Source organism: Gelidibacter algens (assembly GCF_001678675.1).
GTDB lineage: Bacteria > Bacteroidota > Bacteroidia > Flavobacteriales > Flavobacteriaceae > Gelidibacter > Gelidibacter algens.
The window spans coordinates 38,733-64,027 of the sequence record NZ_LZRN01000014.1 but is presented as its reverse complement, the minus strand read 5'-3'; the positions used below and the strand labels follow the sequence as shown (position 1 = coordinate 64,027).

At 37.8% G+C, this 25,295-nt stretch carries 23 protein-coding genes; 12 read left to right on the top strand and 11 right to left on the bottom strand.

Annotation, left to right across the window (positions count from 1 at the left end):
• Window positions 1-113: 113 nt before the first annotated feature.
• The 7 genes from A9996_RS08840 (at window position 114) to tsaB (ending at window position 8,207) form a co-directional block, all read left to right on the top strand.
• A complete protein-coding gene (locus A9996_RS08840; protein WP_066433293.1) occupies window positions 114-815 on the top strand; it encodes an ABC transporter ATP-binding protein in 702 nt (233 codons plus the stop codon).
• On the top strand, window positions 808-2,052 hold the full coding sequence (locus A9996_RS08835; protein ID WP_066433291.1) for an ABC transporter permease: 1,245 nt from the start codon (window positions 808-810) through the stop codon (window positions 2,050-2,052). Before A9996_RS08840 ends, A9996_RS08835 begins: the two co-directional genes overlap by 8 nt.
• A 1-nt stretch (window position 2,053) precedes the next feature.
• Window positions 2,054-3,313, top strand: coding sequence for an ABC transporter permease (locus A9996_RS08830; RefSeq protein WP_066433289.1), 1,260 nt, complete (start codon window positions 2,054-2,056; stop codon window positions 3,311-3,313).
• Between the two features lie 192 nt (window positions 3,314-3,505).
• The gene (locus tag A9996_RS08825) at window positions 3,506-4,669 is read left to right on the top strand and encodes an efflux RND transporter periplasmic adaptor subunit (protein ID WP_066433287.1); all 1,164 of its coding nucleotides are present in this window, start codon (window positions 3,506-3,508) and stop codon (window positions 4,667-4,669) included.
• 50 nt (window positions 4,670-4,719) lie between these two features.
• Window positions 4,720-6,162: a TolC family protein gene (locus A9996_RS08820; protein ID WP_066433286.1), complete on the top strand. Its 1,443-nt coding sequence runs from the start codon at window positions 4,720-4,722 to the stop codon at window positions 6,160-6,162.
• 52 nt (window positions 6,163-6,214) lie between these two features.
• The gene (locus A9996_RS08815) at window positions 6,215-7,516 is read left to right on the top strand and encodes an efflux RND transporter periplasmic adaptor subunit (RefSeq protein ID WP_066433285.1); all 1,302 of its coding nucleotides are present in this window, start codon (window positions 6,215-6,217) and stop codon (window positions 7,514-7,516) included.
• A gap of 19 nt (window positions 7,517-7,535) precedes the next feature.
• Window positions 7,536-8,207, top strand: coding sequence for a tRNA (adenosine(37)-N6)-threonylcarbamoyltransferase complex dimerization subunit type 1 TsaB (tsaB, locus tag A9996_RS08810; protein ID WP_066433284.1), 672 nt, complete (start codon window positions 7,536-7,538; stop codon window positions 8,205-8,207).
• On the opposite strand, the gene A9996_RS08805 is transcribed toward tsaB, so the two are convergent.
• The 3 genes from A9996_RS08805 to A9996_RS08790 form a co-directional block, all read right to left on the bottom strand.
• A complete protein-coding gene (locus A9996_RS08805; RefSeq protein ID WP_066433278.1) occupies window positions 8,204-9,016 on the bottom strand; it encodes a mechanosensitive ion channel family protein in 813 nt (270 codons plus the stop codon). The two genes, tsaB and A9996_RS08805, sit on opposite strands and share 4 nt — an antisense overlap.
• Before the next feature lie 377 nt (window positions 9,017-9,393).
• On the bottom strand, window positions 9,394-9,594 hold the full coding sequence (locus tag A9996_RS08795; protein WP_066433274.1) for a dodecin family protein: 201 nt from the start codon (window positions 9,592-9,594) through the stop codon (window positions 9,394-9,396).
• A gap of 63 nt (window positions 9,595-9,657) precedes the next feature.
• On the bottom strand, window positions 9,658-10,560 hold the full coding sequence (locus A9996_RS08790) for a NifU family protein (protein WP_066433272.1): 903 nt from the start codon (window positions 10,558-10,560) through the stop codon (window positions 9,658-9,660).
• Between the two features lie 343 nt (window positions 10,561-10,903).
• On the opposite strand from A9996_RS08790, the gene A9996_RS08785 reads away from it, so the two are divergent.
• The 4 genes from A9996_RS08785 (at window position 10,904) to A9996_RS08770 (ending at window position 16,020) form a co-directional block, all read left to right on the top strand.
• Entirely contained in the window at window positions 10,904-11,914 is a 1,011-nt protein-coding gene (locus tag A9996_RS08785) for a PorP/SprF family type IX secretion system membrane protein (protein WP_066433349.1), read from the top strand.
• 359 nt (window positions 11,915-12,273) lie between these two features.
• Window positions 12,274-14,439 (top strand): histidine kinase, encoded by a 2,166-nt coding sequence (locus A9996_RS08780; protein ID WP_066433270.1) that lies wholly within the window; start codon window positions 12,274-12,276, stop codon window positions 14,437-14,439.
• A 242-nt stretch (window positions 14,440-14,681) separates the two neighbouring features.
• On the top strand, window positions 14,682-15,416 hold the full coding sequence (locus A9996_RS08775) for a LytR/AlgR family response regulator transcription factor (protein WP_066433268.1): 735 nt from the start codon (window positions 14,682-14,684) through the stop codon (window positions 15,414-15,416).
• A gap of 88 nt (window positions 15,417-15,504) precedes the next feature.
• A complete protein-coding gene (locus tag A9996_RS08770) occupies window positions 15,505-16,020 on the top strand; it encodes a gamma carbonic anhydrase family protein (RefSeq protein ID WP_066433266.1) in 516 nt (171 codons plus the stop codon).
• A gap of 119 nt (window positions 16,021-16,139) precedes the next feature.
• Here the strand turns inward: A9996_RS08770 and murI are convergent, their stop codons facing one another.
• The 8 genes from murI to A9996_RS08730 form a co-directional block, all read right to left on the bottom strand.
• The gene (gene murI, locus A9996_RS08765) at window positions 16,140-16,919 is read right to left on the bottom strand and encodes a glutamate racemase (RefSeq protein WP_066433265.1); all 780 of its coding nucleotides are present in this window, start codon (window positions 16,917-16,919) and stop codon (window positions 16,140-16,142) included.
• A gap of 170 nt (window positions 16,920-17,089) precedes the next feature.
• On the bottom strand, window positions 17,090-17,599 hold the full coding sequence (locus A9996_RS08760; protein ID WP_066433261.1) for an OmpH/Skp family outer membrane protein: 510 nt from the start codon (window positions 17,597-17,599) through the stop codon (window positions 17,090-17,092).
• A 39-nt stretch (window positions 17,600-17,638) separates the two neighbouring features.
• Window positions 17,639-18,661: an OmpH family outer membrane protein gene (locus A9996_RS08755; RefSeq protein ID WP_066433260.1), complete on the bottom strand. Its 1,023-nt coding sequence runs from the start codon at window positions 18,659-18,661 to the stop codon at window positions 17,639-17,641.
• Window positions 18,662-18,832: 171 nt separating this feature from the next.
• Window positions 18,833-21,379 carry a BamA/OMP85 family outer membrane protein gene (locus tag A9996_RS08750; protein ID WP_245905354.1) on the bottom strand — a complete coding sequence of 849 codons (2,547 nt, stop codon included), beginning with the start codon at window positions 21,377-21,379 and terminating at the stop codon, window positions 18,833-18,835.
• Window positions 21,380-21,389: 10 nt separating this feature from the next.
• Window positions 21,390-22,073: an undecaprenyl pyrophosphate synthase gene (uppS, locus tag A9996_RS08745; protein WP_394337379.1), complete on the bottom strand. Its 684-nt coding sequence runs from the start codon at window positions 22,071-22,073 to the stop codon at window positions 21,390-21,392.
• Between the two features lie 57 nt (window positions 22,074-22,130).
• Entirely contained in the window at window positions 22,131-22,817 is a 687-nt protein-coding gene (gene porG / locus A9996_RS08740) for a type IX secretion system protein PorG (protein ID WP_066433255.1), read from the bottom strand.
• Window positions 22,818-22,916: 99 nt separating this feature from the next.
• Window positions 22,917-23,798 carry an NAD kinase gene (locus A9996_RS08735; protein WP_066433253.1) on the bottom strand — a complete coding sequence of 294 codons (882 nt, stop codon included), beginning with the start codon at window positions 23,796-23,798 and terminating at the stop codon, window positions 22,917-22,919.
• Window positions 23,799-23,802: 4 nt separating this feature from the next.
• On the bottom strand, window positions 23,803-24,459 hold the full coding sequence (locus A9996_RS08730) for a CBS domain-containing protein (RefSeq protein ID WP_066433251.1): 657 nt from the start codon (window positions 24,457-24,459) through the stop codon (window positions 23,803-23,805).
• A gap of 87 nt (window positions 24,460-24,546) precedes the next feature.
• On the opposite strand from A9996_RS08730, the gene A9996_RS08725 reads away from it, so the two are divergent.
• Window positions 24,547-25,260, top strand: a complete 714-nt coding sequence (locus tag A9996_RS08725) for a pyridoxine 5'-phosphate synthase (RefSeq protein ID WP_066433249.1) — start codon at window positions 24,547-24,549, stop codon at window positions 25,258-25,260.
• The last annotated feature ends 35 nt before the right edge of the window (window positions 25,261-25,295 follow it).

Genomic DNA, 25,295 nt, shown 5'->3' with positions numbered 1-25,295 from the left:
ACAATTCTCTTCTCTATTAGTCTATATAGAACATGTTCAGGGTAAGTCTTAACAATTTGTTAGTATAATTCGTGCCTTGTTTTGTGTAACATTGTAGAATTAACGCTCTCCTTATGATACAAATTAAAGATTTACATAAATCCTATCACATGGGTAATAATTCACTTCATGTGTTAAAAGGGATTAATTTTGACGTCAAACAAGGCGAATTGGTATCTATAATGGGGTCTTCAGGTTCAGGAAAGTCAACGCTTTTAAATATTTTAGGTATGTTGGATGAAGCTGATGAAGGATCATATACACTCGATAATGTTCCTATCAAAAACCTCAATGAGAAAATTGCCGCCAACTACAGAAATAAATTTCTCGGATTCATCTTCCAATCTTTTAATCTTATCAATTATAAATCGGCTTTAGATAACGTCGCTCTGCCGCTGTATTACCAAGGTGTCCCTCGGAAAGAACGTGTTGAACGGGCCATGCATTATCTCGATAAGGTGGGGTTGGCGCCATGGTCTCACCACTTGCCCAGTGAATTGTCTGGCGGACAAAAACAGCGTGTGGCCATAGCTAGAGCTTTGGCAAGTGACCCCAAAGTATTGTTGGCTGATGAGCCCACCGGAGCGTTGGATACCAAAACCTCTTATGAAGTGATGGAGCTTATTCAAGGTATTAATGACGATGGCAAAACCATTTTAGTTGTTACACATGAGCATGACATTGCCCAAATGACCAAGCGTATTGTCAATTTGAAAGACGGCGTTATCATTGATGACAGTATGGTAGAACAAGTTAGAGCTTCTCAGTATGTTTGATATTGAACGTTGGCAGGAAATTTTTGAGACTTTAAGTAAAAACAAATTGCGCACGTTTTTAACAGGTCTTTCTGTAGCCTCTGGGATCTTTATTTTAGTTATCCTTCTCGGTTTTAGTTCTGGAATTCAAAATGGCGTCACATCGCAGTTTGAACAGGATGCGACTAATAGTATTTCCGTATATACAGGCGTTACTACCAAAGAGTATAAAGGCTTAAATCCAGGCCGTCGTATCCAACTTAAAAATGAAGATTTCAATGCTGTCGTCAATAAATATGATGACAATCTCGAATATAAATCGGCTTTTTACACCATTTGGGGCGGGTTGGTCAACTACCAAAATGAATCTGGCAATTATAGAATTGAAGGCGTCATGCCAGATAATCAATTTATTGAAAACGCAGATATCAGCCAAGGACGATTTATAAACCATTCTGACATTATCGAAGGTAAAAAAGTGGCTGTCATTGGGAATAAGGTCAGCCAAGATCTTTTTAAAGGTGAACATCCGATTGGGAAAAATCTATCGCTTTATGGCATAAATTTTAAGGTGATTGGTGTCTTCTTTGATCCGGGAGGAGAACGTGATGAAAGCAAGGTAATGATGCCCATAACTACAGCACAAAAAGCATTCAACGGGGGTAATGACATCAGGAACATGTCTTATACCGTAAAGATGTCAGATAATTTTGATGAGGCCGTCAAACTCTCTGAGCAAATATCATCGGGTATTGAGAGTGATATAAAGGAAACACACATCATTGCACCAGATGACATCAGTGCCGTTAGGGTCAATAACACCTTGGAAGAAGCACGAAAAATATATTCATTGGTAGATACCATTAAGGCCGTTTTTTGGTTTGTGGGTATCGGCACCATCATAGCTGGTGTGGTCGGGGTCGGCAACATTATGTTGATTATTGTAAAAGAACGCACTAAAGAAATCGGGATCAGAAAAGCTTTGGGTGCAGAACCCATGTCTATCGTTGGGATGATTTTGCAGGAATCTGTATTTGTGACCATGTTTTCCGGGCTCTTTGGCCTGGTTGCAGGATTGGCACTTCTTGAATTTGTTGGGCCATTGATAGAAAGTGATTTTATAAAATATCCTCAAGTAGATTTCAACACCGCACTAACCACGGTATTTGTTTTGGTATTTGCAGGTGCTATTGCAGGATTTATTCCCGCATACCGTGCTGCCAAAATTAAACCTATTGTAGCATTAAGAGACGAATAACATGTTTAGTAGAGACCGTTGGGAAGAAATATTAGAAGCTTTAAATGCAAATAAGTTCAGAACTTTTTTGACCGCATTTGGGGTGTTTTGGGGCATTACAATTTTGGTGCTTTTATTGGCATTGACCAACGGCCTCAGAAATGGGGTGACTGCTGATTTTGGAAACTTTGCCACCAACTCCATGTTTATTTGGACACAACAAACTTCAAAACCTTATAAAGGGCTGCCAAAAGGACGTCGCTTTAACTTCAAATTGGAAGACGTCGCTACTTTAAAAAATGATTTTCCACAACTCAAATATGTATCGCCACGTAATCAATTAGGAGGTTATAGTGGCGCCAATAATGTGGTAAGAGGTACAAAAACAGGGGCATTTCAGGTGAATGGTGATTATCCTGAATTCATTAAGCAACAGCCCATGGACATTATTCAAGGGCGGTTTGTGAGTTATTCGGATATCAAATCCAACAGAAAAGTGTGTGTCATTGGTACAGGTGTCGTCAAAGGACTTTATGATAAGGGCGAGCGTCCTTTAGGAACCTACATAAAAATCAACGGGGTCAACTTTATGGTGGTAGGTACTTTTAAAGTGAGCAATAGCCAAGGTGATAAAGAGGAAGATGCCAATACCATTTTTGTGCCCTTTACATCGTTTGGCCAAGCATTTAATTTTGCCGATAATGTGGGATGGATGGCCTTAACCGCCTATGATGGAACGAACATTACAACTCTTAAACCCCAAATATTGGAAACCTTAAAGAGCAGACGGACGGTACATCCTGAAGATGATCGCGCCATAGGTAACTTTGATCTTTCTGAAGCCTTTGGCCGCGTCAATGGCCTGTTCTCTATTTTGGGACTGGTAGGGTATTTCGTAGGAGCCTTGGTGCTGATGTCTGGCATCATCGGGATTAGTAATATTATGCTTATTGTAGTGAAGGAACGTACCAAAGAAATTGGAGTGAGAAGAGCGTTGGGAGCGTCGCCCTGGATGATCAAATCACAAATTTTACAGGAAAGCCTGATCCTTACTATTTTATCAGGTATGGTGGGAATTTCATTCGCCGCTGCCGTTATATGGGGGCTCAACTATGTATTGGATATGAGTGGTCCCGTTGAAAATTTTGCCAACCCGAGTGTGAGCATGTCAGTCGTGTTCACTGCCCTTTTTATACTTGTGGTCTCTGGGCTATTAGCGGGACTGATTCCTGCCAATAGTGCAACAAAAATGAAACCTGTTGACGCATTGAGAATAGAATAGTACACTAATAACCATCTAATGAAACACCGCTTTTTGTTGATCAGCAACAGAAAATAAACTGAAGGTGTAACATTTGACCATTAAAAAACAATTAAAACGACCAAATGAACCACCTCTTCATTTTTGAATGTTTATTACAAATCATGCTGAAGGTGTAACATTTGACCATTAAAAAACAATTAAAACGACCAAATGAAAAGAACAAAAACAGTCATTATTTTAGGACTTATCGTTGCCGTGTTTGCAACAGCCTTAATTTATTTGTGGCAAAAAAATCAGGAAAATCCTATAACCTATACTACGGAAACTCCTGTTGAAAAAACAATTGTGGTTAAAACAGTCGCCACAGGAAATATTGTTCCTAAAGATGAAGTGCTGATTAAGTCCAATATTTCTGGAGTCATTGAAGAGGTGTATATTGAAGCGGGTGAGTATGTAAAGTCAGGAGATTTGATAGCACAAATTAGAGTTATTCCTAATATATCGTCATTGACGAGTGCCAAGAATAGTATTTCTTCCAGCCAAACATCATTACAAACGGCTAAGATAAATTTGCAGACAGAACAAACTAATTATGACCGTCAAAAGGCATTGTTTGATAAAGGTGTGATTTCTTCAAATGATTTTGAAAGTGTCAAAAACACCTACTTACAAACCAAACAAAGTGTTGAACAAGCAGAAATCAATTTGAATTCTTCACGTCAAAACTATGATATTGTCAAAACGGGAACCACCTCAGGCTTGGGCAATATTGCACAGACCCAAGTAAGAGCTACTGTTTCTGGAATGGTGCTAGATGTGCCCGTAAAAGAAGGAAATCAAGTTATTGAAGCCAATAACTTTAATGAAGGCACCTCCATTGCATCTTTGGCTGATGTAAAAAAGATGATTTTTGAGGGGAAGGTTGATGAAAGCGAAGTGGGTAAAATTAAAGAAGGCCTGCCTCTTGAAATTACTGTGGGTGCCATTGAAAATGAAAAATTTGACGCTGTGTTGGACTATATCGCTCCAAAGGGTGTAGCTGAAAACGGTGCTATTCAGTTTGCCATTAAGGGGACCTTAAAATCTATTGACTCTACATTTATTAGAGCAGGGTTGAGCGCCAATGCCTCCATTATTTTGGATAAAGCAGAAAATGTACTTGCCATAAAAGAAGCCTTGGTGCAATACGATCCTGAAACTCTAAAACCATTTGTTGAAGTGATGGTTGGAGAGCAGGTATTTGAACGTAGAGATTTAGAGTTGGGTATCAGTGATGGTATTTTTGTGCAAGTGTTGAATGGGATCGGAAAATCTGATAAGATCAAGGTATGGAACCAAGTTCAAGGTATTCCAGACTATGCTCAAAAGAAATAATTCATTTTATGTGTAACACTTTAATTCATACATAGACCTATATTTTAATTATGAAAAAATCAATCCTTATAGTTCTTGTCTTAATGGCAATAACATCTCAGGCACAAGTAAAAAAATGGACACTCAAAGAATCTGTGGCCTATGCATTAGAAAACAATATCTCAGTAAAGCAAAGCCAATTGGATGTAGAGCTCACAGATATTGAAACCTTACAGGCTTTGGGCAACTTTTTACCAGACATCAATATGAGCGCTGGGCTCTCAGAAAATACAGGTTTGAGCTTTAATCCATTGACCAATAATGCGCAAACGACTACATTTTTATCTGCAACAGGAAGGATTAATGCAGGCTACACACTATTTAACGGCTTACGTAATTTTAGAGAAGTGCAACGTGCTAAAATATCAAAACTGGCGGCCCAGCTTAGACTGACTAAAATGGAGGATGATATTTCTTTATTTGTGGCCAATAACTATTTGCAGGTTATTCTCAACAAGGCCAATTTGGAAGTTTTAATTTCTCAGAATTCCATTACCAAAGATCAATTGACCAGAACCCAAGACTTGGTTGATGCAGGGGTTTTACCAGAAGGAGATATCTTGGAGATAAGAGCTAATGACGCAAGTGAAAGACAAGCTATTGTTAATGCAGAGAATGCTGCACAGGTGTCGTTGATCAGTTTAGCACAGCTTTTATTGATTAAGGATTATCAAAATTTTGATATTGAAGATGAAGGTTATGATATTGTTGATGAAGGTGTCTTAAATAAAGGTGTTTATGAAATTATTGAGACCGCTAAAGAGAATAGAGCAGAAATTAAAATAGCAGAGAAAAGTGTTGAGTTGGCTGAAAAGGACGTGCAAATTGCAAAAAGTTCTTATTATCCAACACTGTCTGCATTTTTTGGATATGATACGAGATTTACCAATGCCACGACTTTTATTCAGGATATTGATCAGGACAATCCATCAATTTTCAGGGAGATTGGTGTTGTTGAGGGCACTGGGCAGTCGGTTGTTGGACAATTTCCAAATACCTTCACCCGTCGCGTTGGTGCTGATCCGTTTGTAGATCAATTGTATCAAAATGATGGTATCTCTTATGGACTATCTTTAAATATCCCAATCCTGAACGGATTTTCGACCAGAGGAAATGTCAAAAGAAACCAGATTAATTTAGAACGGACCCAAAATCAATTGGAGCAAGCACAACTTGATTTGGAATCTACTGTGTACCAAGCCTATGTTGATGCCAAGGGAGCACTAAAATCTTATGAAGCAGCACAGTCTGCTTTAGAATCACAAGAACTGGCCTACAACTACGCCAAAGAGCGTTATGATGTTGGTTTGACCAATGCCTTCGATTTTAGTCAGTCTAAAGTAAGATATGACAATAGTAAAATAGAACTCAACCGCGCCAAATATGATTATATCTTTAAGCTAAAAGTTCTTGAACTATATTTTGGAATTCCTGCATTGGAGTTGAAATTTTAATTATAGATTATCCATTACTAACTAGGACACCACATATTATAAACTAACCGTTATGAGCAAAAAAACATTAATAATAATAATAACTGTAATCGTACTGCTAATCTTGGGATTGATTGTAGGTAAAAAAGCGGGATGGTTTGGGAAAACGGGTAACTTTAAAGAGGTTGAAATCCAGAGTGTGACCCTAATGGAGATTGTGGAAAAAGTATCGGCTACTGGTAAAATTCAGCCAGAGGTTGAAGTCAAAATATCTAGTGAGGTCTCAGGAGAGATCATAAATCTTCCTTTTAAGGAAGGGCAGCAAGTTAAAAAAGGAGATTTGTTGGTAAGAGTCAATCCTGACCTGATCCAATCTGCCGTAAATAGAAGTCAGGCAACATATCAAAATATAAAAGCAGGGTTGGAACAGGCAGAGGCCTCCTTGCGTGAAGCAAAATTAAGCTATGACCGTAATAAGCAGCTTTTTGAAAAAGGGATCATCTCAAAAGCAGAATGGGACAAGGCCGTATCTGGTTATGAAATTGCTCAGGCAGGTAAACAATCTGCATACTATAATGTGCAAAGCGCAGGCGCTTCAGTAAGTGAGGCCAGAGACAATTTGAACAGAACTACCATTTATGCCCCTATGAGCGGTACCATATCTAAATTAGATGTTGAATTGGGAGAACGCGTGGTTGGAACCCAACAAATGGCAGGTACTGAAATCTTGAGAGTTGCCAACTTGAACAATATGGAAGTGGAGATTGATGTCAATGAAAATGATATTGTAAAAGTTCAAATAGGAGATTCTACCATTGTAGAGGTGGATGCCTATCTAAAAAAAGAATTTAAAGGCGTTGTTACCGCAATTGCCAACTCGGCCGCAGGAGCGCTTACAGCAGATCAGGTGACCAATTTTAAGGTGAAAGTCAGAATTCTGGAAGAGTCTTATCTAGATTTGATGGAAGGTAAAGGTGAAAACTATTCGCCATTCCGCCCTGGGATGACGGCAACCGTTGATATCATTACAAAGAGACGAAAGAATGTGGTAAGCGTCCCAATTAGTGCCATTGTCATTAAAACCGATACCTCATCAGCCAAAAAGGGATATGCTAAAAAGGAAAACGATGAAGAAGGAACAACTGAAAAAGTTGAAAGTGAAGAAAAATTTGAATGCGTTTTTGTCAAGGAAAATGACGAAGCTAAACTAAGAGTGGTCAAAACAGGAATTCAGGATGATTCTAACATTGAAATCTTGTCAGGTTTAAAGGCAGGAGATGTTATTATCATTGGGCCATACAGTGTGGTCTCTAAAACCTTGAACTCTGGTGATAAGATAGAAGTAAAAAATAAAGAAGGAGCTGTAAAAAAATAGTTCTTAAATACATTCAATAGTGTCCTACATACTCAATATTGAAACAGCAACAACCAATTGTTCAGTCTCTCTTTCAAAAGAAGGAGAGATTTTGGTTTTAAAAGAAGATAACAATTCCAATTATTCCCATGCAGAATCGCTGCATCTCTTTATCGATGCTGTTATTAAAGAGGCCAATCTAAAACCACAGGAGCTTGATGCTATTGCTGTGAGTAAAGGTCCTGGGTCTTATACAGGGTTGCGTATTGGTGTTTCTGCCGCCAAAGGGCTGTGCTTTTCTTTAGATAAGCCGTTAATTTCGATTGATACTTTAGAGGCATTATCACATCAAGTTGAGATAGAAAATGGGAGTATCGTGCCAATGCTCGATGCGCGGCGCATGGAAGTGTATGCTGCGATATATGATAAAGACCACCAACAAATCAGGGCGATTGAAGCTCAAATTTTAGATGAGCATAGTTTCGAAACCTTTTTAGATGCAGGAAAGGTGTTTTTTATTGGCAGTGGTGTTGAGAAAACAAAACAGATCCTTACGCACGCCAATGCGGTCTTCATTGAAAACAAACTACCATCAGCGAAAGAAATGGCCAAGTTAGCAGATGCGAAATACAAAAAAAGCGACATTGAAAATGTCGCCTATTTTGAGCCTTTTTATTTAAAGGATTTTATCGGAACTAAGGCTAAATCTTAGCCCTCTTTGTGTATTTCCACTTGATGTGGGTAAGGAATTTCAATGCCAGCGGCATCCAATGCTTGTTTGGTGCTTTCCATAATGTCATAATAAACACCCCAATAGTCTGCATTTTTAACCCAAGGTCTCACGTTAAAATTCAACGAACTATCCGCTAACTCCGTCAATCTCACTAAGGGTTCAGGATCTTTCAAGACCAAAGGATGGGATGTCAATTCTTTCATCAAGATATCTTTGGTCTGTTTGATATCAGAATCATAGCCCACACCAAAAACCATGTCCACACGGCGCAGTTCCATCGTAGAATAGTTCACAATATTGTCATTGGACAGTTTTCCATTAGGTAGAATAATTTCCTTGTTATCAGTTGAGGTCAATTTTGTTGTAAATATCTGGATTTCCTTTACGGTACCTACCTCGCCTTGAGCTTCAATAAAATCGCCAATTTTAATAGGTTTAAAAATCATTATCAATACACCACCTGCAAAATTTGAGAGAGAGCCTTGTAGGGCTAAGCCAATGGCTAAACCTGCCGCTGCTAATATGGCAGCGAAAGAAGTGGTCCCAATGCCGAAAATTCCGAGAACCACCACTATAAGAATAATTTTAAAGGCCCAGTTTAAAAGATTCAATAAAAATTTCTTGAGGCTGACATCATAATTGCCCCGTTCCATTGTTTTTTCCACACCTTTTAAAAGTAATTTAATGACCCAGGATCCGATGATCCATATTAAAATGGCCCCTAAAACTTTCGGACCAAACTCAATGACCAGCTCATAGCCTTTGTCTATCCATTGTTGTACTTCCATGTAATTATTTTTATTTAAGTCGTGAAGAAGTAAAGTTATCAATTATCAAAAGGAATAAAAAATTTTGATAGGGGCTTTTTAAAAAGATTCGGGGTGCTAAGGTCATCAGCAAACCAATGTGTTACACAAAATATTTATAGGGCGTTGGTTGTATAGTCTGCTTTATGTCCATTTTTAGTGGATATCAAGGTGAAAACAGAACAGCTAATAAGTTCACAAGAAATGACCAAACAAGCGTTTCTAAATCCAGCCATGCATTTAGTTTTGAAGCATCAGTCAGTGGAAGAGGGCGATGGATTAAATGGAAGATAGCGTTGATCCTCAAAAAAAATAGCGCTCAAAAAAGCGCTATTTCTATTATCAGTTATATTTGAAGTCTAGCTGACTTCAAATGTTATTTTTAGATTGACCCTGAATTCAGTCACTTCATCATTTTTAACGATGGCACTCTGTTCCTTAACATATACAGACTTAATGTTTTTAACGGTTTTGGAAGCATGTTTCACAGCCTTTTTGGTGGCATCTTCCCAGCTTTTATCAGAGTTTGATAATATTTCGACAACTTTTAATACTGACATATCTATAGATTTTTTAAATTAATAATTTACTAATCTATTAAAGATAAGGATAATAAATTAAAATTAACCATTTACAGCTTCTACAGTCATGACTTTGCCCTTAAGCATTTCTTTGAGCATATTTTCAATACCGTTCTTCAACGTATAGGTAGATGAAGGACAGCCACTGCATGCACCTTGCAAAATCACCTTTACTGTTTTTGTTTCAGGATCATAAGATTGAAATTCAATATTCCCTCCATCGCTTGCTACTGCTGGTTTTACATATTCTTCAAGAATGGTGATGATTTCTTTGGAGATCTCATCATAGTTCTCAAATGTAGCTTCTGCTTGACGTTCTGTTTTCTTATGAGTTTTTGGAGCATCTGCCAACATGATGTCCTTTCCGGTTTCAATATATTGTCTTATAAACTCTCTTAATTCCGTGGTGATGGCATTCCAATCAGCAACGTCATTTTTGGTGATGGAGATAAAGTTTTCATCAAAAAACACACTTTTTACAAAAGGCAAATGGAATAATTCTGTAGCTAAGGGAGAGTATTTGGCATCAGCTATTGATACAAACTCGTAAGTTGTGGCTACTATTGTTTTGTTCACTACAAACTTAAAAACGGATGGGTTGGGAGTGCTCTCGGCGTAAACCGTTATTGGAGTTTTCTTGGTCGAAGTAGCCTCAGTGACCACTTGTTTCCCATCATTGATGTATTTTGCAATCTGATCAGCAACCTCTTCTTGAACATCTTCCCACTCCACAATATCATAGCGCTCTAAGGCGACAAAATTTGCTGAAATATAAACTTTTTTAATAAAAGGAAGGTAAAATAACTCCTGTGCCAAAGGAGAAGCCTTGGCTTCATCAATAGTATTAAATTCAAAGCTTTCGTGATTGGTTAAGAACTTATCGGCTTCAAATTTTAATATGGAGGGGTTGCTCGTTTTTTGTATTGAAATTGTGGTCGTTTCCATAGGATCATTTCTTTATGCAAAAATAAGAAAACTAAAGGGCATAACAGGTCTTTTTGAATACGGATGTTGATCGCTTCATTCGAGATAAGATCTGAATTTTTCCGGCATTTATATCTTATTCCTGATGCATTCCTTTTGATCACCACCCAACTTCAAATTGGTTAACGAACATTGTGCCATTCCATAAACAACCGAGCTCTAAAATTTATATATTTGAAAGTTGTTGTAATTTGCGTATTTAAATCAGGAGTATACAATTTATATGGCAAGGTAGGAAATAGGGTGGTGCCTCTTGTGAGTTTTGAGGATGAAAGTCCAATTTACCTTGAAAAGATTAAAAGATATGACATTAAAAAAGTTTGGATTCGTAGTGTTTGTGGTGATGATAGGGCAGTTTAGCAGAGCTCAAGAAGGATTACCCATATATTCTGATTATTTAACGGATAATTATTATTTGATTCACCCGTCCATGGCTGGGGTTGCCAATTGTGCCAAAGTGAGACTTACAGCGCGTAAACAATGGTTTGGTCAGGATAATGCTCCGGCATTACAAACGATGAGTATAAATAGCAGGATAGGAGAGTCGCAGTCTGCAGTTGGTGCCATTGTATACAACGATAAGAACGGTTACCATTCTCAAACAGGAGCTTACTTAACCTATGCACACCATTTGCTTTTTTCCCGTAATGAGATTGATCTCAACATGCTTTCTTTCGGTTTGAGTGCTGGTGCCATTCAATACAAGTTGGATGAAACCACATTCTTGAATGAAGGTTTTGACCCTCTCATTTCTGGAATAGAACAAAGCGCTACCAATTTTAATATTGATTTTGGATTCTCTTACCACTTGATCGATTTTTATGCACATGCTACGGTTAAAAATGTGCTCAATAATGACGGCATCAATTCCAACGCTAATGGTGTTTTTAAGTTTGATAACTTAAGAACCTTCTTGTTTAGTGCGGGCAATGTTTTTAATAAAATTGGCAGCGAGTGGAGTTATGAACCCTCCATCCTGTTTTTGTATAGGGACGGTACAAAGGAAGCCTCCATTGATGTCAATGGCAAGGTTTATAAAGACATGGACTTTGGAAAATTATGGGGAGGTATATCATACAGAAGAAGTTTAGATGGCGCTGAATTTACAGAAGGTACTGGCGTAAGCAGTCAAAAATTACAATACATCACACCTTTTATAGGCGTAGATTACAAAAACTTCGTGTTTGCCTATACCTATTCTTATCAGGCCAACTCTGTTGTTTTTAACAATGGCGGCTTTCATCAATTAACGCTTGGCTACAACTTTGGCTGCCGAAAGAAAAAATACGAATGTGCCTGTCCTGCAATAAATTGATATCATTGTTATGCGTTAGGGATTGAAGCGGCATCCTTTTTCAGCTTTTTCGCTGAAAAAGATAGAGCTGAAAGCCCGACCACGTTGTAGTCATTAAAAACTACAACGGGGGAACGCCCAAAATAGAATCCTAAAACGCTTTCTTTGTGTGCCACATTTTCTCGGCATTGTGATAACGCTATCTATATCTTATTTAATTCTTGAAAAACAACAAATGAGCGAATGATACGAATGACTGCGTGAATACAGACTATAAGTTTCTAAAGGTCTGTTTTTTGACGACTAAAGATAGTCATTGATAAACGGGGCGTTTTACTTCTCCAAAAAAATCACGTAAGTTTATTCCGTTATAAATAAGTATGCGCGCAATTCTAAACTATTTTTTGATCGTCACACTGTGTTTTACAATGCAATATAGTAGTGCGCAAGAAAACCAAAGCAACTCTGAAACTGCTCAATTTACGGTGCGGGGTTCTGTGAGAGAGAGTGATACTTACAAGCCTATTTCAAAAGCGAATATTGAAGTCAATGGTGGTGCTTACACGGTTACCGGTACTGATGGCGAATTTCGAATACAGGTAAAAAAGGGGGATGAGCTTGTGATAAGGCATAAAGATTTTCAAACCGTTTATTACACCATTAAAAATGATGAGCGCATCTCTGTTTTAGTGGAGCCAGCAAATCAGGAAGCAACATCAAATTTAAGATTGAAACGCAGTGTACAAAATTTCAACACGCTTATTGATTCTGCCGTAGTCTATCAAAAATCAAACGCCGAAACGAGCATCCAATTTATTACGGAAGCCTTACTGCAGAGCACCTCTACCAAAGAAAATGCGGATGCTTATGAGGTGCTTGGAGATATCTATATGCACTGGAAACAATATGACCTTGCAGTCTCCAATTACAGAATAAGTCTTCAGAATTCAAATTCTAATGGCGTTCTTTTAAAGTTGGCAGAAGCCTATCGAAAGAATAAAAGTTATCAAGAAAGTATCGCTCTTTACAAGAACATGAATCCCGCCAATTTGTCCAACTGGCATTTGATATTGCTTTACGAAGGTTTTGGAGACACTTATGCAGCCATAAAAGAATATCCTAAAGCTATTGACAACTATAAGAAAGGCTTGGCTGTTGCCCAACAACATGTGATCAAACCAAAAATCACGGATCTGAACTCGAAAATCGCCCAAACCTATAGCGAATCTGGAAAGACCGCTCAGGCGCAAAACTATTTTGACAATGCCCTCAGTTTGGCATCCAAAGAAAATAAAACGCGCTCTGTTAAGGAAAAAGTGACGGTGGCCGATTTTCAAAATGCCAATCGGTCATATGGCGATGAAATTGAATTGCGGAAGGAAGCATTAAAAGACATTGAAAACATTGAAAAGGACTCGGTTATTGATAATGGAAGTGCACTGACGTCGCAAAAGCAGAACTACAAAATTGGAAGCGCCTATTTTGCGCAAAAAGATTACAACAATGCCATTCCTTATTTAGAAAAAAGCATTAAGGAAGCCAATAAAAAGGAAGATTTGATTGTACAGAAAGATGCAACTCGCAAATTGTCTGATGTGTATTATGATGCTGGCGACTATAAGATGGCTTTAGCCACTTATAAAGCTTACACTGAAGTTGTAGATGAACTCTATATCAAAAAAGAGCAAGAACTCTCCCAAGCCGCGCGTTTTAACCGCAACATCACGGAAAAACAAAACCGCATTACCACTTTGGAGAGTGATAACAAACTTTCTGAGAGTCTGTTTCAACTCACTACAGAGCGCAACAAACGTCAGCAATTGATCATCTACTCACTTATTGGCGGATTACTGCTCTTATTGGTCACTGCTTATTTTATGTACAAATACATTAAGCAACAGCGCCTGGCCAATAATTTACTGGCTCTAAAATCTTTGAGAAGTCAGATGAACCCGCATTTCATCTTCAATGCCTTAAATTCAGTCAATAGTTTTATCGCGTCCAATGATGAACGGACTGCCAACAAATACCTCTCTGATTTTTCACAATTGATGCGCTCCGTCTTAGAAAATAGCGATGAAGATTTTATCCCTTTGAAAAAGGAGATTGAACTTTTGGAGCTTTATACCAAGTTGGAACACTTTCGCTTTAAAGACAAGTTTGACTATAATCTTACCGTAGACGATTCGATTGCTGTTGACGACTATCTCATTCCGCCAATGCTGTTGCAACCGTATATCGAGAATGCGGTTTGGCACGGCCTGCGCTATAAAATGGATAAAGGACATTTGAGTATTGACATCAAGAAAAAAAGTAATACTGAAATCACAATCACTATCGCTGATAACGGGATTGGGAGAGAACGTTCAAAAGCTTTGAAGACCGAACATCAAAAGAAGCAAAATTCAAAAGGGATGGGCAACATAAAAAAGCGTGTGGCTATTTTGAACGCCATGTATAAAGATAAAGTTGAGGTGCAGGTGTGCGATTTTCAGGAGGGGGAAGATGCAGGAACGAAGGTTGTTGTGACGTTGAGAAAGGATTAATGGGCTTGAAGGTTGAAGCACGAAGTTTGAAACTTGAAGCTTGAAGTTTAGGATGGAAGTTTATAACTAAGCATAGGATCACAATTGTAAAGAGAGCTGTTCGCTCCCAACATGCTTCCAGCTTCCAACTCATGGAAATTAAAATTAGTATAAAAATGAATTAATAATAATAAGTGGGAGCATCATTTTAGAAAAGACTTTTTCTCTTCTAACTTCGTGCTTCCAGCTTCCAACGCAACCACATGAAATTAAAATCAATAATTGTAGAAGACGAAAAAACCAGTAGGGAAATCCTGAAAAATTACCTGTATAAATACTGTCCTAATGTTGAGGTTTTGGGAGAAGCCTCCAATGTTGAGGAAGCGTTGGTGCTCATCAGAAACCAAGCTCTGGATGTGGTGTTCTTAGACGTGGAAATGCCTTATGGCAACGCCTTCGATTTGTTGGATAAAGTGGGCGATATTAATTTTGAGACCATTTTTGTAACTGCCTATAACCATTATGCCATTGAGGCCCTAAATGCACATGCCTCTTACTATTTGATGAAGCCTATTTCTATTGACGAATTGATAAAGGCGGTAGATTATGTCACTGAGATCAGAACTAAGGAAGATGCCTTACAAGATGAAGTGCTGGTAACAAAAACCAAAAGTATTGAAGGAAAAATAACCATCCCACAGCTAGATGGATTTGAGGTTTTGAACACGGCAGACATTCTGTATTGTAAAGCCGATGATAACTACACAGAAATTTATTTGAACACCAACAAAAAAAAGCTCGTCAGTAAAACCTTAAAGTATTTTGAAGATGCCCTGACGGAATCGGGTTTTGCCAGAGTCCATAAATCCTATTTGGTAAATGTCAATGAAATTGTGAAATATATAAAGGGGAAGGGTGGCAGTGTGCAGCTGAGCAACGGCAAACAAATTATGGTGTCGGCTTCCAGAAAATCAGAATTATTGTCTTATTTTAAATAGTTGAAATTGAATTTGAAATTGAAACTGAAATTGAGTTTGAAGATGAATGCGACTTTAAACCTAAAACATTAAACCTGAAACAAAAAATATGCCCATTATAAAAACAGTAAACGGAAAACATCCCCAAATATCAGAGGATTGCTATATCGCAGAAAATGCTACCATTGTTGGAGAAGTCAGCATAGGTAAACAGTGCAGCATTTGGTTCAATGTAGTCATCAGAGGTGATGTCCATTATATCAAGATCGGAAATAAAGTGAATATTCAAGATGGCGTGGTTATTCATGCCACTTATCAAAAATCGCCCACCACTATTGGAAACAATGTTTCTATTGGCCACAATGCGATTGTACACGGGTGTACTATTCATGATAATGTGTTGATTGGCATGGGAAGTATTGTGATGGACGATTGTGTTGTGGAAAGTAATAGTATTATTGCTGCAGGCGCAGTGGTTACCCAAAATACCAGAATAGAATCGGGCAGTATTTATGCAGGTGTGCCCGCTAAAAAAATAAAGGATATTAGTGAGGAGTTGATCTCCGGTGAAATCCATCGGATTGCGGATAATTATGTGACCTATTCAAGCTGGTTTAAAGAGTAATCGTGTTAGTTTTGAAAGTCCCAACAAGAACATATAATGATATAAATGTTTAGAATCAAAATCAATACCCAAGACTTACTTTTGTTTAATTAAAAATGAAGTTGATGAGATAGTTGAAGCTAAAATTGCAAATACTCCACTTTATACTTATGTTCTAAAATAGCGTCTAATATAGCAACATTGCCATTGGTGTAAAATTGATTATTGCCGCATGTTGTTTGTGTGTTCAGTAAATAATGTTGCTGCAAAACAGATTTGGTTTGTCTGGCTACTGCTCGTCCAGAATCAATAATCTTCACATGTTTTGGTAACATTTCCAATAATAATGGCATCAAGTAAGGATAGTGTGTACAGCCTAAAACCAAATAATCAATGTTGGCATCTAGCATCGGTTTTAGGTAAATGCGCAGTAAACTTTTCATGTCCTCACTATACGTTCTTCCGTCTTCGATGAGCGAAACAATACCATCACCAATCTGTTCAATAACTATGATGCCGTGCCTATATAAATCAGTGGTCTTATGAAATAATTCACTGCTGAGTGTGCCTTTGGTGGCCAAAATGCCAATGGCCTTTGTCTGTGTGCTCAAAGCGGCAGGTTTTATGGCAGGTTCAATGCCTATAAATGGAATGTCATACAAGTTTCGGAGCTCTGCAATTGCGTTAGTAGTCGCCGTATTGCATGCCACAACGATAAGCTTGCATTCTTTTGAAATCAGAAACTCGGTGTTTTTGATGCTTAAGGCAAGAATGTGTTCTTTGGATTTATTGCCATAGGGAGCATTAAAACTATCGGCTAAATACAAGGTATGTTCGTGCGGAAGCAATGCTGTTATTTCCTTAAAAACAGAGGTGCCACCAATACCAGAGTCAAAGATGCCAATAGGTTGTATGCTCATGAATGTTGGTATAAGATTGCTTCTCTATTATATATTAGATGAAAGACTTAATTTCTGATAGTTTGAAAAATAGAGTATCCATTAATAATTCATATAGAAGCTGCTACAAAAATAGAAAAGCCACTCATTAAAAGTGGCTTTCTATATAAAATTATGAAGAATTTAAATTCTTAAAATCCTAATTCCTTTTTGACGTCAGCCATAAGGTCTTTTCCGTCAGCTAAAAGAACGCCTGATCCTTGAGTTGAATCCAATACATATTGGAAACCTTGTGCTTTTGCTACTTTTTTGATAGCAGCTTCAGCTTTATCAGTAATTGGTTTCAATAGATCAAATTCTTTCTTTTGAAGATCTTGTTGTGCAGTACCTTGGTATTCACGGATACTTTGTTGCATACCTTGTACTTCTTGAGATCTCTTAGCATTTTCCTCATCAGTCTTGCTTTCTACTTCAGATTGGTACTGCTTCATTTTATTTTGAAGCTCAGTAGCCATCGTCTGAATTTCAGTCTCATACGTCTTTTGCAATTTTTCTAGTTCTGCTTGAGCACTTTTCATTGCTGGCATCGCTTTAATAAGCTCTTGCGTATTGACATGGGCAATTTTACTTTGAGCATTAGAGAAACTAGTTGCTCCAATAAAAAGTAGTCCTGCAAATAAAAGGGTCTTAAAATGTTTCATTTTTAAAATAGTATTACGTGTTATAAATATTAATTGTTCTTAGTTATTGTTTTCAGGAACCGAATCCTTTTTCTTGTTATTGGCTTCGCGTTCTTCTTTTGCTTTTTTGCGTTCTTCCAATATTTTTTTTCTGCGGTCGTCAAGCTCCTTTTGTCGCGCTTCACGATCCGTTTGTTGTTGTTGTCTTTTTTCTTCAGCGCTTTGTGCAGCTGATTTTTTAGTACTATCCACAGCTGTTTTGGCGTTGTCTTCAGATTTTGATGACGTACTGTCCTGAGGATTGTTTTTGTTCTCTCTTTCAGCCTTAGCCTTTGCTCTGTCATCCAAAATCATTTGACGTCTTGCATCAACAGCAGCCTTTAAGGAATCTCTTGTGGCTTGTTGGTCGGCTCTTCGCTTTTCAACTTCAGTCATGCGGTCTGCTCTTTTGTCTTCCAAAGCTTGCTCACGCGCTTCCAACTCTTCATTGATTACAGGAACCACATCTTCTTGAGAGGCGGCTTTACGCTCTGCTTTAGTATCGGCTTGCGTACGTTTTGAAGTTCTGGTAATACTTCTTAAAACCAACTCACTAATATCTAAACGCTCTGCGGAATACAACATCACCACATCTGCTGATTTATCAAAAATAATATCATATTCTCGACTACTTGCAATTTCTTGAACGGCTGCAAAAATTTGATCTTGTATAGGCTGGATCAATTGTCTTTTCTGAATCATCAAATCGCCATTGGGACCGAATCTATTTTGCTGATAGTCCAAGATTTCCTTTTCCTCAAAGCTGATGTCTTCAAAACGTTCTTCATATAACTCCTTGGTCAAAAGCACACGTTCATTGTTGAGTTGCGATTTTTTTTGATCCAACTCAGCCAAACGTTGTTCTACTTCTGATTTCCATTGTAAAACCTTAGTGTCCAGCTGTGCTGTGGCGTCTTGGTATTCTGGAACATTTTGTAAAATATATTCAGTGTCAATGTATCCTATCCGAACACCACGTTGTGCGTTTGAAGTAAAGCTCAAAAGACCTATGAATGTCACTAAAAAAAGAACTTTGTGTGTCATCTATTGCTATTTTATCATTTGCGGGTCACGCTATACATTCTAAAACGCCAGATAAACCTAACGATTTTATTTTATTAGCGTTTTATTTTTCAAATTAACGAAATATATTCTAAAAAATTTTAACACCAGTACTAAATCGTCAAGGTGTACTTAGAAAATATCGTGCCAAAGTTAAAACTGCTGCCCGATGATAAAGTGGGTTTCCCAACCATTTTTGACGTTCTGACCAGGTAAGGCATCAAAGCCATGACCAAAGTCAATACCTAACAATCCGAATGCAGGCATGAAAATACGCAAACCTACACCAGCCGAACGCTTGATGTTAAAAGGGTTGTAATCTCTGAAATCATCAAATGAGGCACCAGCTTCCATAAAGCCTAGGGCGAAAATTTTGGCCTGACCACCTAAGGTAATTGGATAGCGCAGCTCTAATGAAAATTTGTTGTAAATCGTCCCTCCATCTTGTGATGATAAGGATTGGTTTGGATAGCCTCTCAGAGCGATGGCCTCTCTGCCGTCTAATGAATAGTTGCCTAAACCGTCACCACCAACAAAGAAACGCTCAAAAGGAATGACACCTCTATCATTATTATAAGCACCTAGAAAACCAAATTCCACTCCAGATTTGATGATCAATTTATTTGCAATAACATTGGTATACCAATCACCTTTAAATTTGACTTTATAAAATTCCAACCATTTGTAGCGCTCTTGGTCAATAACTCCCAAACGTGCCAAATCATCAGGATCAGATGGGTTCAAGGTTTCTCTTTCTTCCTTTAATGCCGAATAATCTACGTTGTTCAATAGGGAATATGGTAAGGATAATTTTGCAGTGACAGAAAAATTTGAACCACCTGTTGGATAAATTGGATCTGTGCGCGTGTCATTTCTGCTCAATCCGACGGTGTAGGACAAGTTATTGGAATAGCCATTACCAAAGGTGAAAAGACCTGTGTTATAATTTTTTAAATCGTAGTGTTGAAAGCTTACTGCTTGAGATAAGGTAAAGTAGTCATCAGGTACCGTTAAACGTTTTGCAAGACCAACCGTGATACCCGTAATGTTGAAACGCTTGCTTTTATCAGCATCTCTAGTTCTAGGATTGAATAAAAATTGTTTGGTATGGGACAATGAGGTTGAGAATTGGATTGGACGTTTACCACCTAACCATGGTTCAGTAAAAGAAAAACTGTAGGTCTGAAAAAAGCGGCTGGCCTGCAAACGCAGCGCCAAACTTTGTCCATCACCTGTAGGAACAGGTTTGTAGGCCTCACGTTTAAAAATATCCTTTATTGCGAAATTGTTGAAAGACAAACCAAGTGTACCAATAAAGCCACCACCACCATAACCACCTTGAAGCTCAATTTGACTGGATCCCTTTTCAACTACTGCATATTCCATATCCAATGTGCCTTCATTAGGATTGGCGTTTTTAAAATTCGGGCTCAATTGTTGTGCGTCAAAGAAGCCTAACTGACCTAACTCCCTAACCGTTCTTACTACCGCGGTTTTGCTGTAAAGCTGTCCTGGGCGTGTTCTTAATTCTCTGTAAATAACGCGGTCATTGGTTTTATCATTTCCAACCACAGTCACATTATTAAAGTAGGCGGGTTTACCTTCAGAAATACGGATCTCCATATCAATGACATTGCCATCTGCACTTACCTCCACCGGATTAATGGTTGAAAACAAGTAGCCGCTATCTTGATAAAGATTAGTAATGTCCTGGGCATCTGGTCTTGAGTTGTCAGCAATTCTTTTTCTCAATTCCACACCATTATAAGTGTCTCCTTCTTTGATGCCCAAAAGAGCACCTAATTGTTGGTCAGTGTAAAGGGTGTTTCCAACAAATGCAATTTCACCGAACGTATATTTTTCACCTTCTTCAACATTAATGTCAATAGATAGTAAGCCATCTCCGCTATTGTAAATGGAATCAGAAGTAACACGTGCATCCCTATACCCATTTTCTTTGTATTTATCGATAACACTTACTAAATCTTCTTTATAATTGTCTTTGACATATTTTGACCGTTTTAAGAAACGCAAAAAGTTCTTTTGCTTCGTCTCTTTCATGGCCTTTTTAAGCTTTTTATCACTTAGCTTTTCATTGCCAATAAAGTTGATTTCTTTAATTTTTACCTTGTCGTTTTTCTCAATATTCACCAACATATTGACTCTGCTTTTTTCAATGGAATCAATTACTGGCGTGGTCGATACAGTTACTTTCGTATTGTAAAAACCTTCTTTTTTATATTTATTGGTGAGGTAATTTTTAGTAGTGGTGATAAGGTTTTCAGTTACTTTAGCACCTTTGGTAAGCTTATTATCCTTTATTAAGGTCTCTTTTTTTCCTTTTTTAACCCCATTGATCACAACGTTGTTAAGTTCAGGTAAATCTTGAAGACTGATTTCCAAATAAGCTTGGTCATCTTCTGTTTTGGTCAGATAGATGTCAATATTACTGAACAGATTGGAGCCCCATAATTTTTTAAGGGCTTCACTGATGCGTTCTCCTGGAATTGCCACTACTTCCCCTTTTCTTAAACCTGAAAATGTGATAATTGTGGCTTCGCTAAAGTTGGTGTCGCCGGTAACGACAATGTCTGCGATGGTGTATTTTTTACCTGAGTTGTAAGGATTTTCTTGTGCTGAAGAAGCAAATGAAAATAAAAGAAAAAAGGCACTGAAAAGGGTATTAAGAATTGTTTTCAAAAGCGTAATGTTAGCTAAGTTGTTCACTTGTTTTTCCAAATCGTCGTTCTCTATTTTGATAGTCTATCAAAGCGGTGTATAAGTCAGACTTTTTAAAATCTGGCCATAAAATATGGGTAAAATATAATTCAGCATATGCAATTTGCCATAACAAGAAATTACTGATTCTTTGTTCTCCACTGGTACGGATGAGCAAGTCTACATCTGGCAAATTTTGCGTGTAAAGATGCTTATTAATAATGGATTCGTCAATAGATTCGGTAGAAATTATATTATTTTTAACTTTATCAGATATTTTTTTGACCATGTTTATAAGTTCATCGCGTGAGCCATAACTCAGCGCCAACGTCAAAATCATTCTGTTGTTGTTTTTGGTTTTTTCTATGACTTCCTGCAGCTCCTCTTTTGCCTTTTTTGGCAAATCGTCCAAACAGCCAATGGCGTTGAGTTTAATGTCATTGTCTTGGAGTGTCTTGATCTCTTTTTTAAGGGATTTGACCAGTAGTTTCATCAACGTTTGAACTTCAATTTTTGGTCGGTTCCAATTTTCAGTAGAAAAGGCGTAGAGGGTAAGGTGTTTAATGCCAATTTCGGCACTGGCTTCAACGACTTCTCTTACAGATTTGGTGCCATTTTCATGACCAATGACCCTGAGCAAACCTTGTTGTTTTGCCCAACGGCCGTTGCCATCCATTATGATGGCCACATGATTGGGAAGTCGGTCGGTATGTATCTGTTGTTTTAAATCCACTTAATAACTACAATAACATGGTTTTTCACCAAAGGTGTAAGTTAGGGTTATTCCAGAAAACACATACCAATCATTACTATTTAAATTACCAAAACTAAGTGGCTTTCTAGAAGATGAATCTGGGACACTGCCATCTATTTCATCTGAAAACGTATATCTCACCCCAATTTCGGCTCCTAATACCAATCCTTTAACAGTTGTAGCTTTAAACCCGACTACCATGGGTATGCCGTAGGCCCAACTATAAGTATTTTCATAGGTTTGTACGCCACCTTGGAAGAAATAATTTTTATGTCTGGCAGTAGAAATTCCTGTATAAATGTAGGGTGTCATTTGAGGCTCAAGACTGTGTTGATCAAAATCTAAAAAATTAAACTCCATACCTGCGGATATTTCCATAATCGTGTTTCTAAAATCATAATCTCGGGCAATACGCCTTGGATCATCGGAGGCGCTGTCATTACCCTCTAATTCAGTTAAAAGAAATGACGCTCTAAAGGCATGTCTCGGGCTTCTGTTCCATTTCAAAAGAAGACCACCGGCTGGTCTTTGTGGAGCTATATATTTGGTGTCGCCCACATCTCCGATAAAATTACTGCTACCTAAGAAAAAACCAACTTCATAAATTTGAGCCTTTACGTTTGGGACCAAACAAAAACTAAAAATTATTAAAATGATATACCTCATAAAATTTCAAAAGTTTGCAAATATAATAAATAAGATAAGTCTATAGCAATTTGAATCAAATTGTATTACTGATAAACAGTATTTGCAAGGTTTTATTGTTTAATTGCGTTTATCTTCTCCCCAAAGCAATTTTTTTCTCAAAGTGTCTATAAAGCTTTCACTGTGGAGTTCAATCATTTTAATGTTGAAGTCTGCTTTCTTAACAGTTACAATGGTGGAGTTGTGCAACGTCGCTATTCGGGAGTCTAAGGAGATGAGGTAAAAATCTTCCCGACCATCAACCTTTAATTGAATTTCTGTTTCGTCAGGAATAACTAAAGGTCGGGCGCTTAAATTGTGTGGAGCAATAGGAGTGATGACAAAACTTTTGGCATCTGGAGAAATGACAGGACCGCCGCAGCTTAGTGAATAGCCAGTTGAGCCCGTAGGTGTGGATACAATTAAACCATCTGCCCAATAGGTGGTTAAATATTCGCCATTTAAACGTGTGTTAACGGTAATCATGGACGTTGTATTTTTTCTGCTCAATGCGATCTCATTGAGCGCAAAATTGAGTTGGGATAACTCTTTGTTTTTAGGTTGGGTTTCTATACTCAAAAGGCTGCGTTCTGATATTTTATAGTCCCCTTTAAAGATGCTATCAAGTGCACTTTCAATTTGATTGTTTTGAATGGTGGCTAAAAAACCCAAACGGCCGGTATTGATTCCGATAATAGGAATTGACCTATCGCTAACAAACGTAATGGCTCTTAAAATAGTGCCGTCCCCTCCAATACTAATGAGTAAATCAAAGGAATTGTCTAAGGTTTGAAAGGTTTTAAAGTTCTTAAAATTTGTTTTTAGGTCCAAATGCTCATCAATGAGTTGATAAAAATGGTCCTCGATAAAAACCTCAGATGCTTTTTGGGACAAATAATTTAAAAGTACCGCCGCAGATTCTTCGTTACCCTTATAATATTGACTATAGATGGCAATTTTCATAGCACTACATATTAAGGTATTTGTCCAAATAGTCTGAACGCTCTTTCAAGTTTTCAATATAGGTGTCCTCCTCGTGGCCAGAAATGACATTGTAGCTATATCTTCTAAAGGTTTGTATGACATCGTTAAGACCTGAATCGCCAATTTTAAGAGTAACCTGAACAACATCATCTTCCATTTTAGATATAAATGCGCCTAAAATTTTAGCATCATTGGATTCTACAATCTGGCTAATTTCACTAAACGAATAATCTTGGATGCCTTTTTCTATAATTAAAGTACCTCCGGGTTCTGAAAAAAACGGGGTTTCATTAAAGCGGCCGATAATATCATTGAGTTCATAATACCCCAAATAAGTATTTTGTCTATCTAAAACAGGCATTATATTACAGGAGTGTTGGGCAAAGGTTTCAAGAACATCAAGCCAATTGGTGTCTGATCTCACAAAAAAACCTTCTAGGGAGTGGGTGCAATCTACAATGGTTTCCTTACCATCAAAACAATGCACGTCTGTTTCAGAAATACACCCTAAATACACCGAGTTATTTTCTATGGGAATATGAGAATAGGTCAACTCATTAAACATCATTTTAAGGTCACTCACCTTGTCAGTTATGTTTAGTGGCTTGATGTCATTGATGATGTATTCTCTTAACGGCATGTTCTTGATTTTGTTCCTGCAAAATAATTAAAAATAACTACAAAAGGCATCATCTACTTTGTATTTTTGTTCAATAAAACAAATGCTATGACAAAGTTGAGCGTGAATATCAACAAGATTGCCACCCTAAGAAATTCAAGAGGTGGTGATGTTCCAAATCTGGTGCAATTTGCAAGAGATGTCCAAAAGTTTGGAGCCCAAGGCATCACCATTCACCCAAGGCCTGATGAAAGACATATTCGCTATCAGGATGTATATGATTTGAAGCCTGAAGTGTATACTGAATATAATATTGAAGGCAATCCTATTCGCCAATTTGTGGATATGGTGCTGAAGGTCAAACCTACGCAAGTCACCTTGGTGCCAGATGCCGATGATGCCATTACCTCAAACGCAGGTTGGGACACCATTAAGCATAAAGATTTTTTGGTAGATGTAATTAAGGAATTCAAGCAAAATGGCATTCGTACCGCTATTTTTGTCGATCCTATTTTGAAGCAGGTAGAGGGCGCAAAGGCCACAGGGACTGACAGAATAGAGCTCTATACAGAGGCCTTCGCCCACAATTATGGCTTGGGCAATGAAATGGCCATCAAACCCTACACCGAATGCGCTGTATTAGCAAATGCATTGGGTCTCGGCATTAATGCGGGACACGATTTGTCTTTAGATAACATCAAATTTTTTAAACAGAACATTCCTGATTTATTAGAGGTTTCTATTGGACATGCCTTAATTTCAGAAAGTTTGTATTTGGGTATTGAAAATGTGGTCAATATGTATTTGAGACAGTTGAAATAGTTTTCAGTCTTCAGTTGGCAGTCCTCAGTTGGCAG

Bases quoted from the DNA above. Each gene is read 5' to 3' on its own strand.
- A9996_RS08770 (WP_066433266.1), top strand. From the start codon at position 15,505: ATGCCCATTATAAAAACAGTAAACGGAAAACATCCCCAAATATCAGAG.
- A9996_RS08795 (WP_066433274.1), bottom strand. From the start codon at position 9,594: ATGTCAGTATTAAAAGTTGTCGAAATATTATCAAACTCTGATAAAAGC.
- A9996_RS08825 (WP_066433287.1), top strand. From the start codon at position 3,506: ATGAAAAGAACAAAAACAGTCATTATTTTAGGACTTATCGTTGCCGTG.
- A9996_RS08805 (WP_066433278.1), bottom strand. From the start codon at position 9,016: ATGGAAGTACAACAATGGATAGACAAAGGCTATGAGCTGGTCATTGAG.
- murI (WP_066433265.1), bottom strand. From the start codon at position 16,919: ATGAGCATACAACCTATTGGCATCTTTGACTCTGGTATTGGTGGCACC.
- A9996_RS08815 (WP_066433285.1), top strand. From the start codon at position 6,215: ATGAGCAAAAAAACATTAATAATAATAATAACTGTAATCGTACTGCTA.
- A9996_RS08755 (WP_066433260.1), bottom strand. From the start codon at position 18,661: ATGACACACAAAGTTCTTTTTTTAGTGACATTCATAGGTCTTTTGAGC.
- A9996_RS08780 (WP_066433270.1), top strand. From the start codon at position 12,274: ATGCGCGCAATTCTAAACTATTTTTTGATCGTCACACTGTGTTTTACA.
- A9996_RS08790 (WP_066433272.1), bottom strand. From the start codon at position 10,560: ATGGAAACGACCACAATTTCAATACAAAAAACGAGCAACCCCTCCATA.
- uppS (WP_394337379.1), bottom strand. From the start codon at position 22,073: ATGGATGGCAACGGCCGTTGGGCAAAACAACAAGGTTTGCTCAGGGTC.
- A9996_RS08760 (WP_066433261.1), bottom strand. From the start codon at position 17,599: ATGAAACATTTTAAGACCCTTTTATTTGCAGGACTACTTTTTATTGGA.
- A9996_RS08735 (WP_066433253.1), bottom strand. From the start codon at position 23,798: ATGAAAATTGCCATCTATAGTCAATATTATAAGGGTAACGAAGAATCT.
- porG (WP_066433255.1), bottom strand. From the start codon at position 22,817: ATGAGGTATATCATTTTAATAATTTTTAGTTTTTGTTTGGTCCCAAAC.
- A9996_RS08725 (WP_066433249.1), top strand. From the start codon at position 24,547: ATGACAAAGTTGAGCGTGAATATCAACAAGATTGCCACCCTAAGAAAT.
- A9996_RS08835 (WP_066433291.1), top strand. From the start codon at position 808: ATGTTTGATATTGAACGTTGGCAGGAAATTTTTGAGACTTTAAGTAAA.
- A9996_RS08730 (WP_066433251.1), bottom strand. From the start codon at position 24,459: ATGCCGTTAAGAGAATACATCATCAATGACATCAAGCCACTAAACATA.
- A9996_RS08785 (WP_066433349.1), top strand. From the start codon at position 10,904: ATGACATTAAAAAAGTTTGGATTCGTAGTGTTTGTGGTGATGATAGGG.
- A9996_RS08840 (WP_066433293.1), top strand. From the start codon at position 114: ATGATACAAATTAAAGATTTACATAAATCCTATCACATGGGTAATAAT.
- A9996_RS08830 (WP_066433289.1), top strand. From the start codon at position 2,054: ATGTTTAGTAGAGACCGTTGGGAAGAAATATTAGAAGCTTTAAATGCA.
- A9996_RS08775 (WP_066433268.1), top strand. From the start codon at position 14,682: ATGAAATTAAAATCAATAATTGTAGAAGACGAAAAAACCAGTAGGGAA.
- A9996_RS08820 (WP_066433286.1), top strand. From the start codon at position 4,720: ATGAAAAAATCAATCCTTATAGTTCTTGTCTTAATGGCAATAACATCT.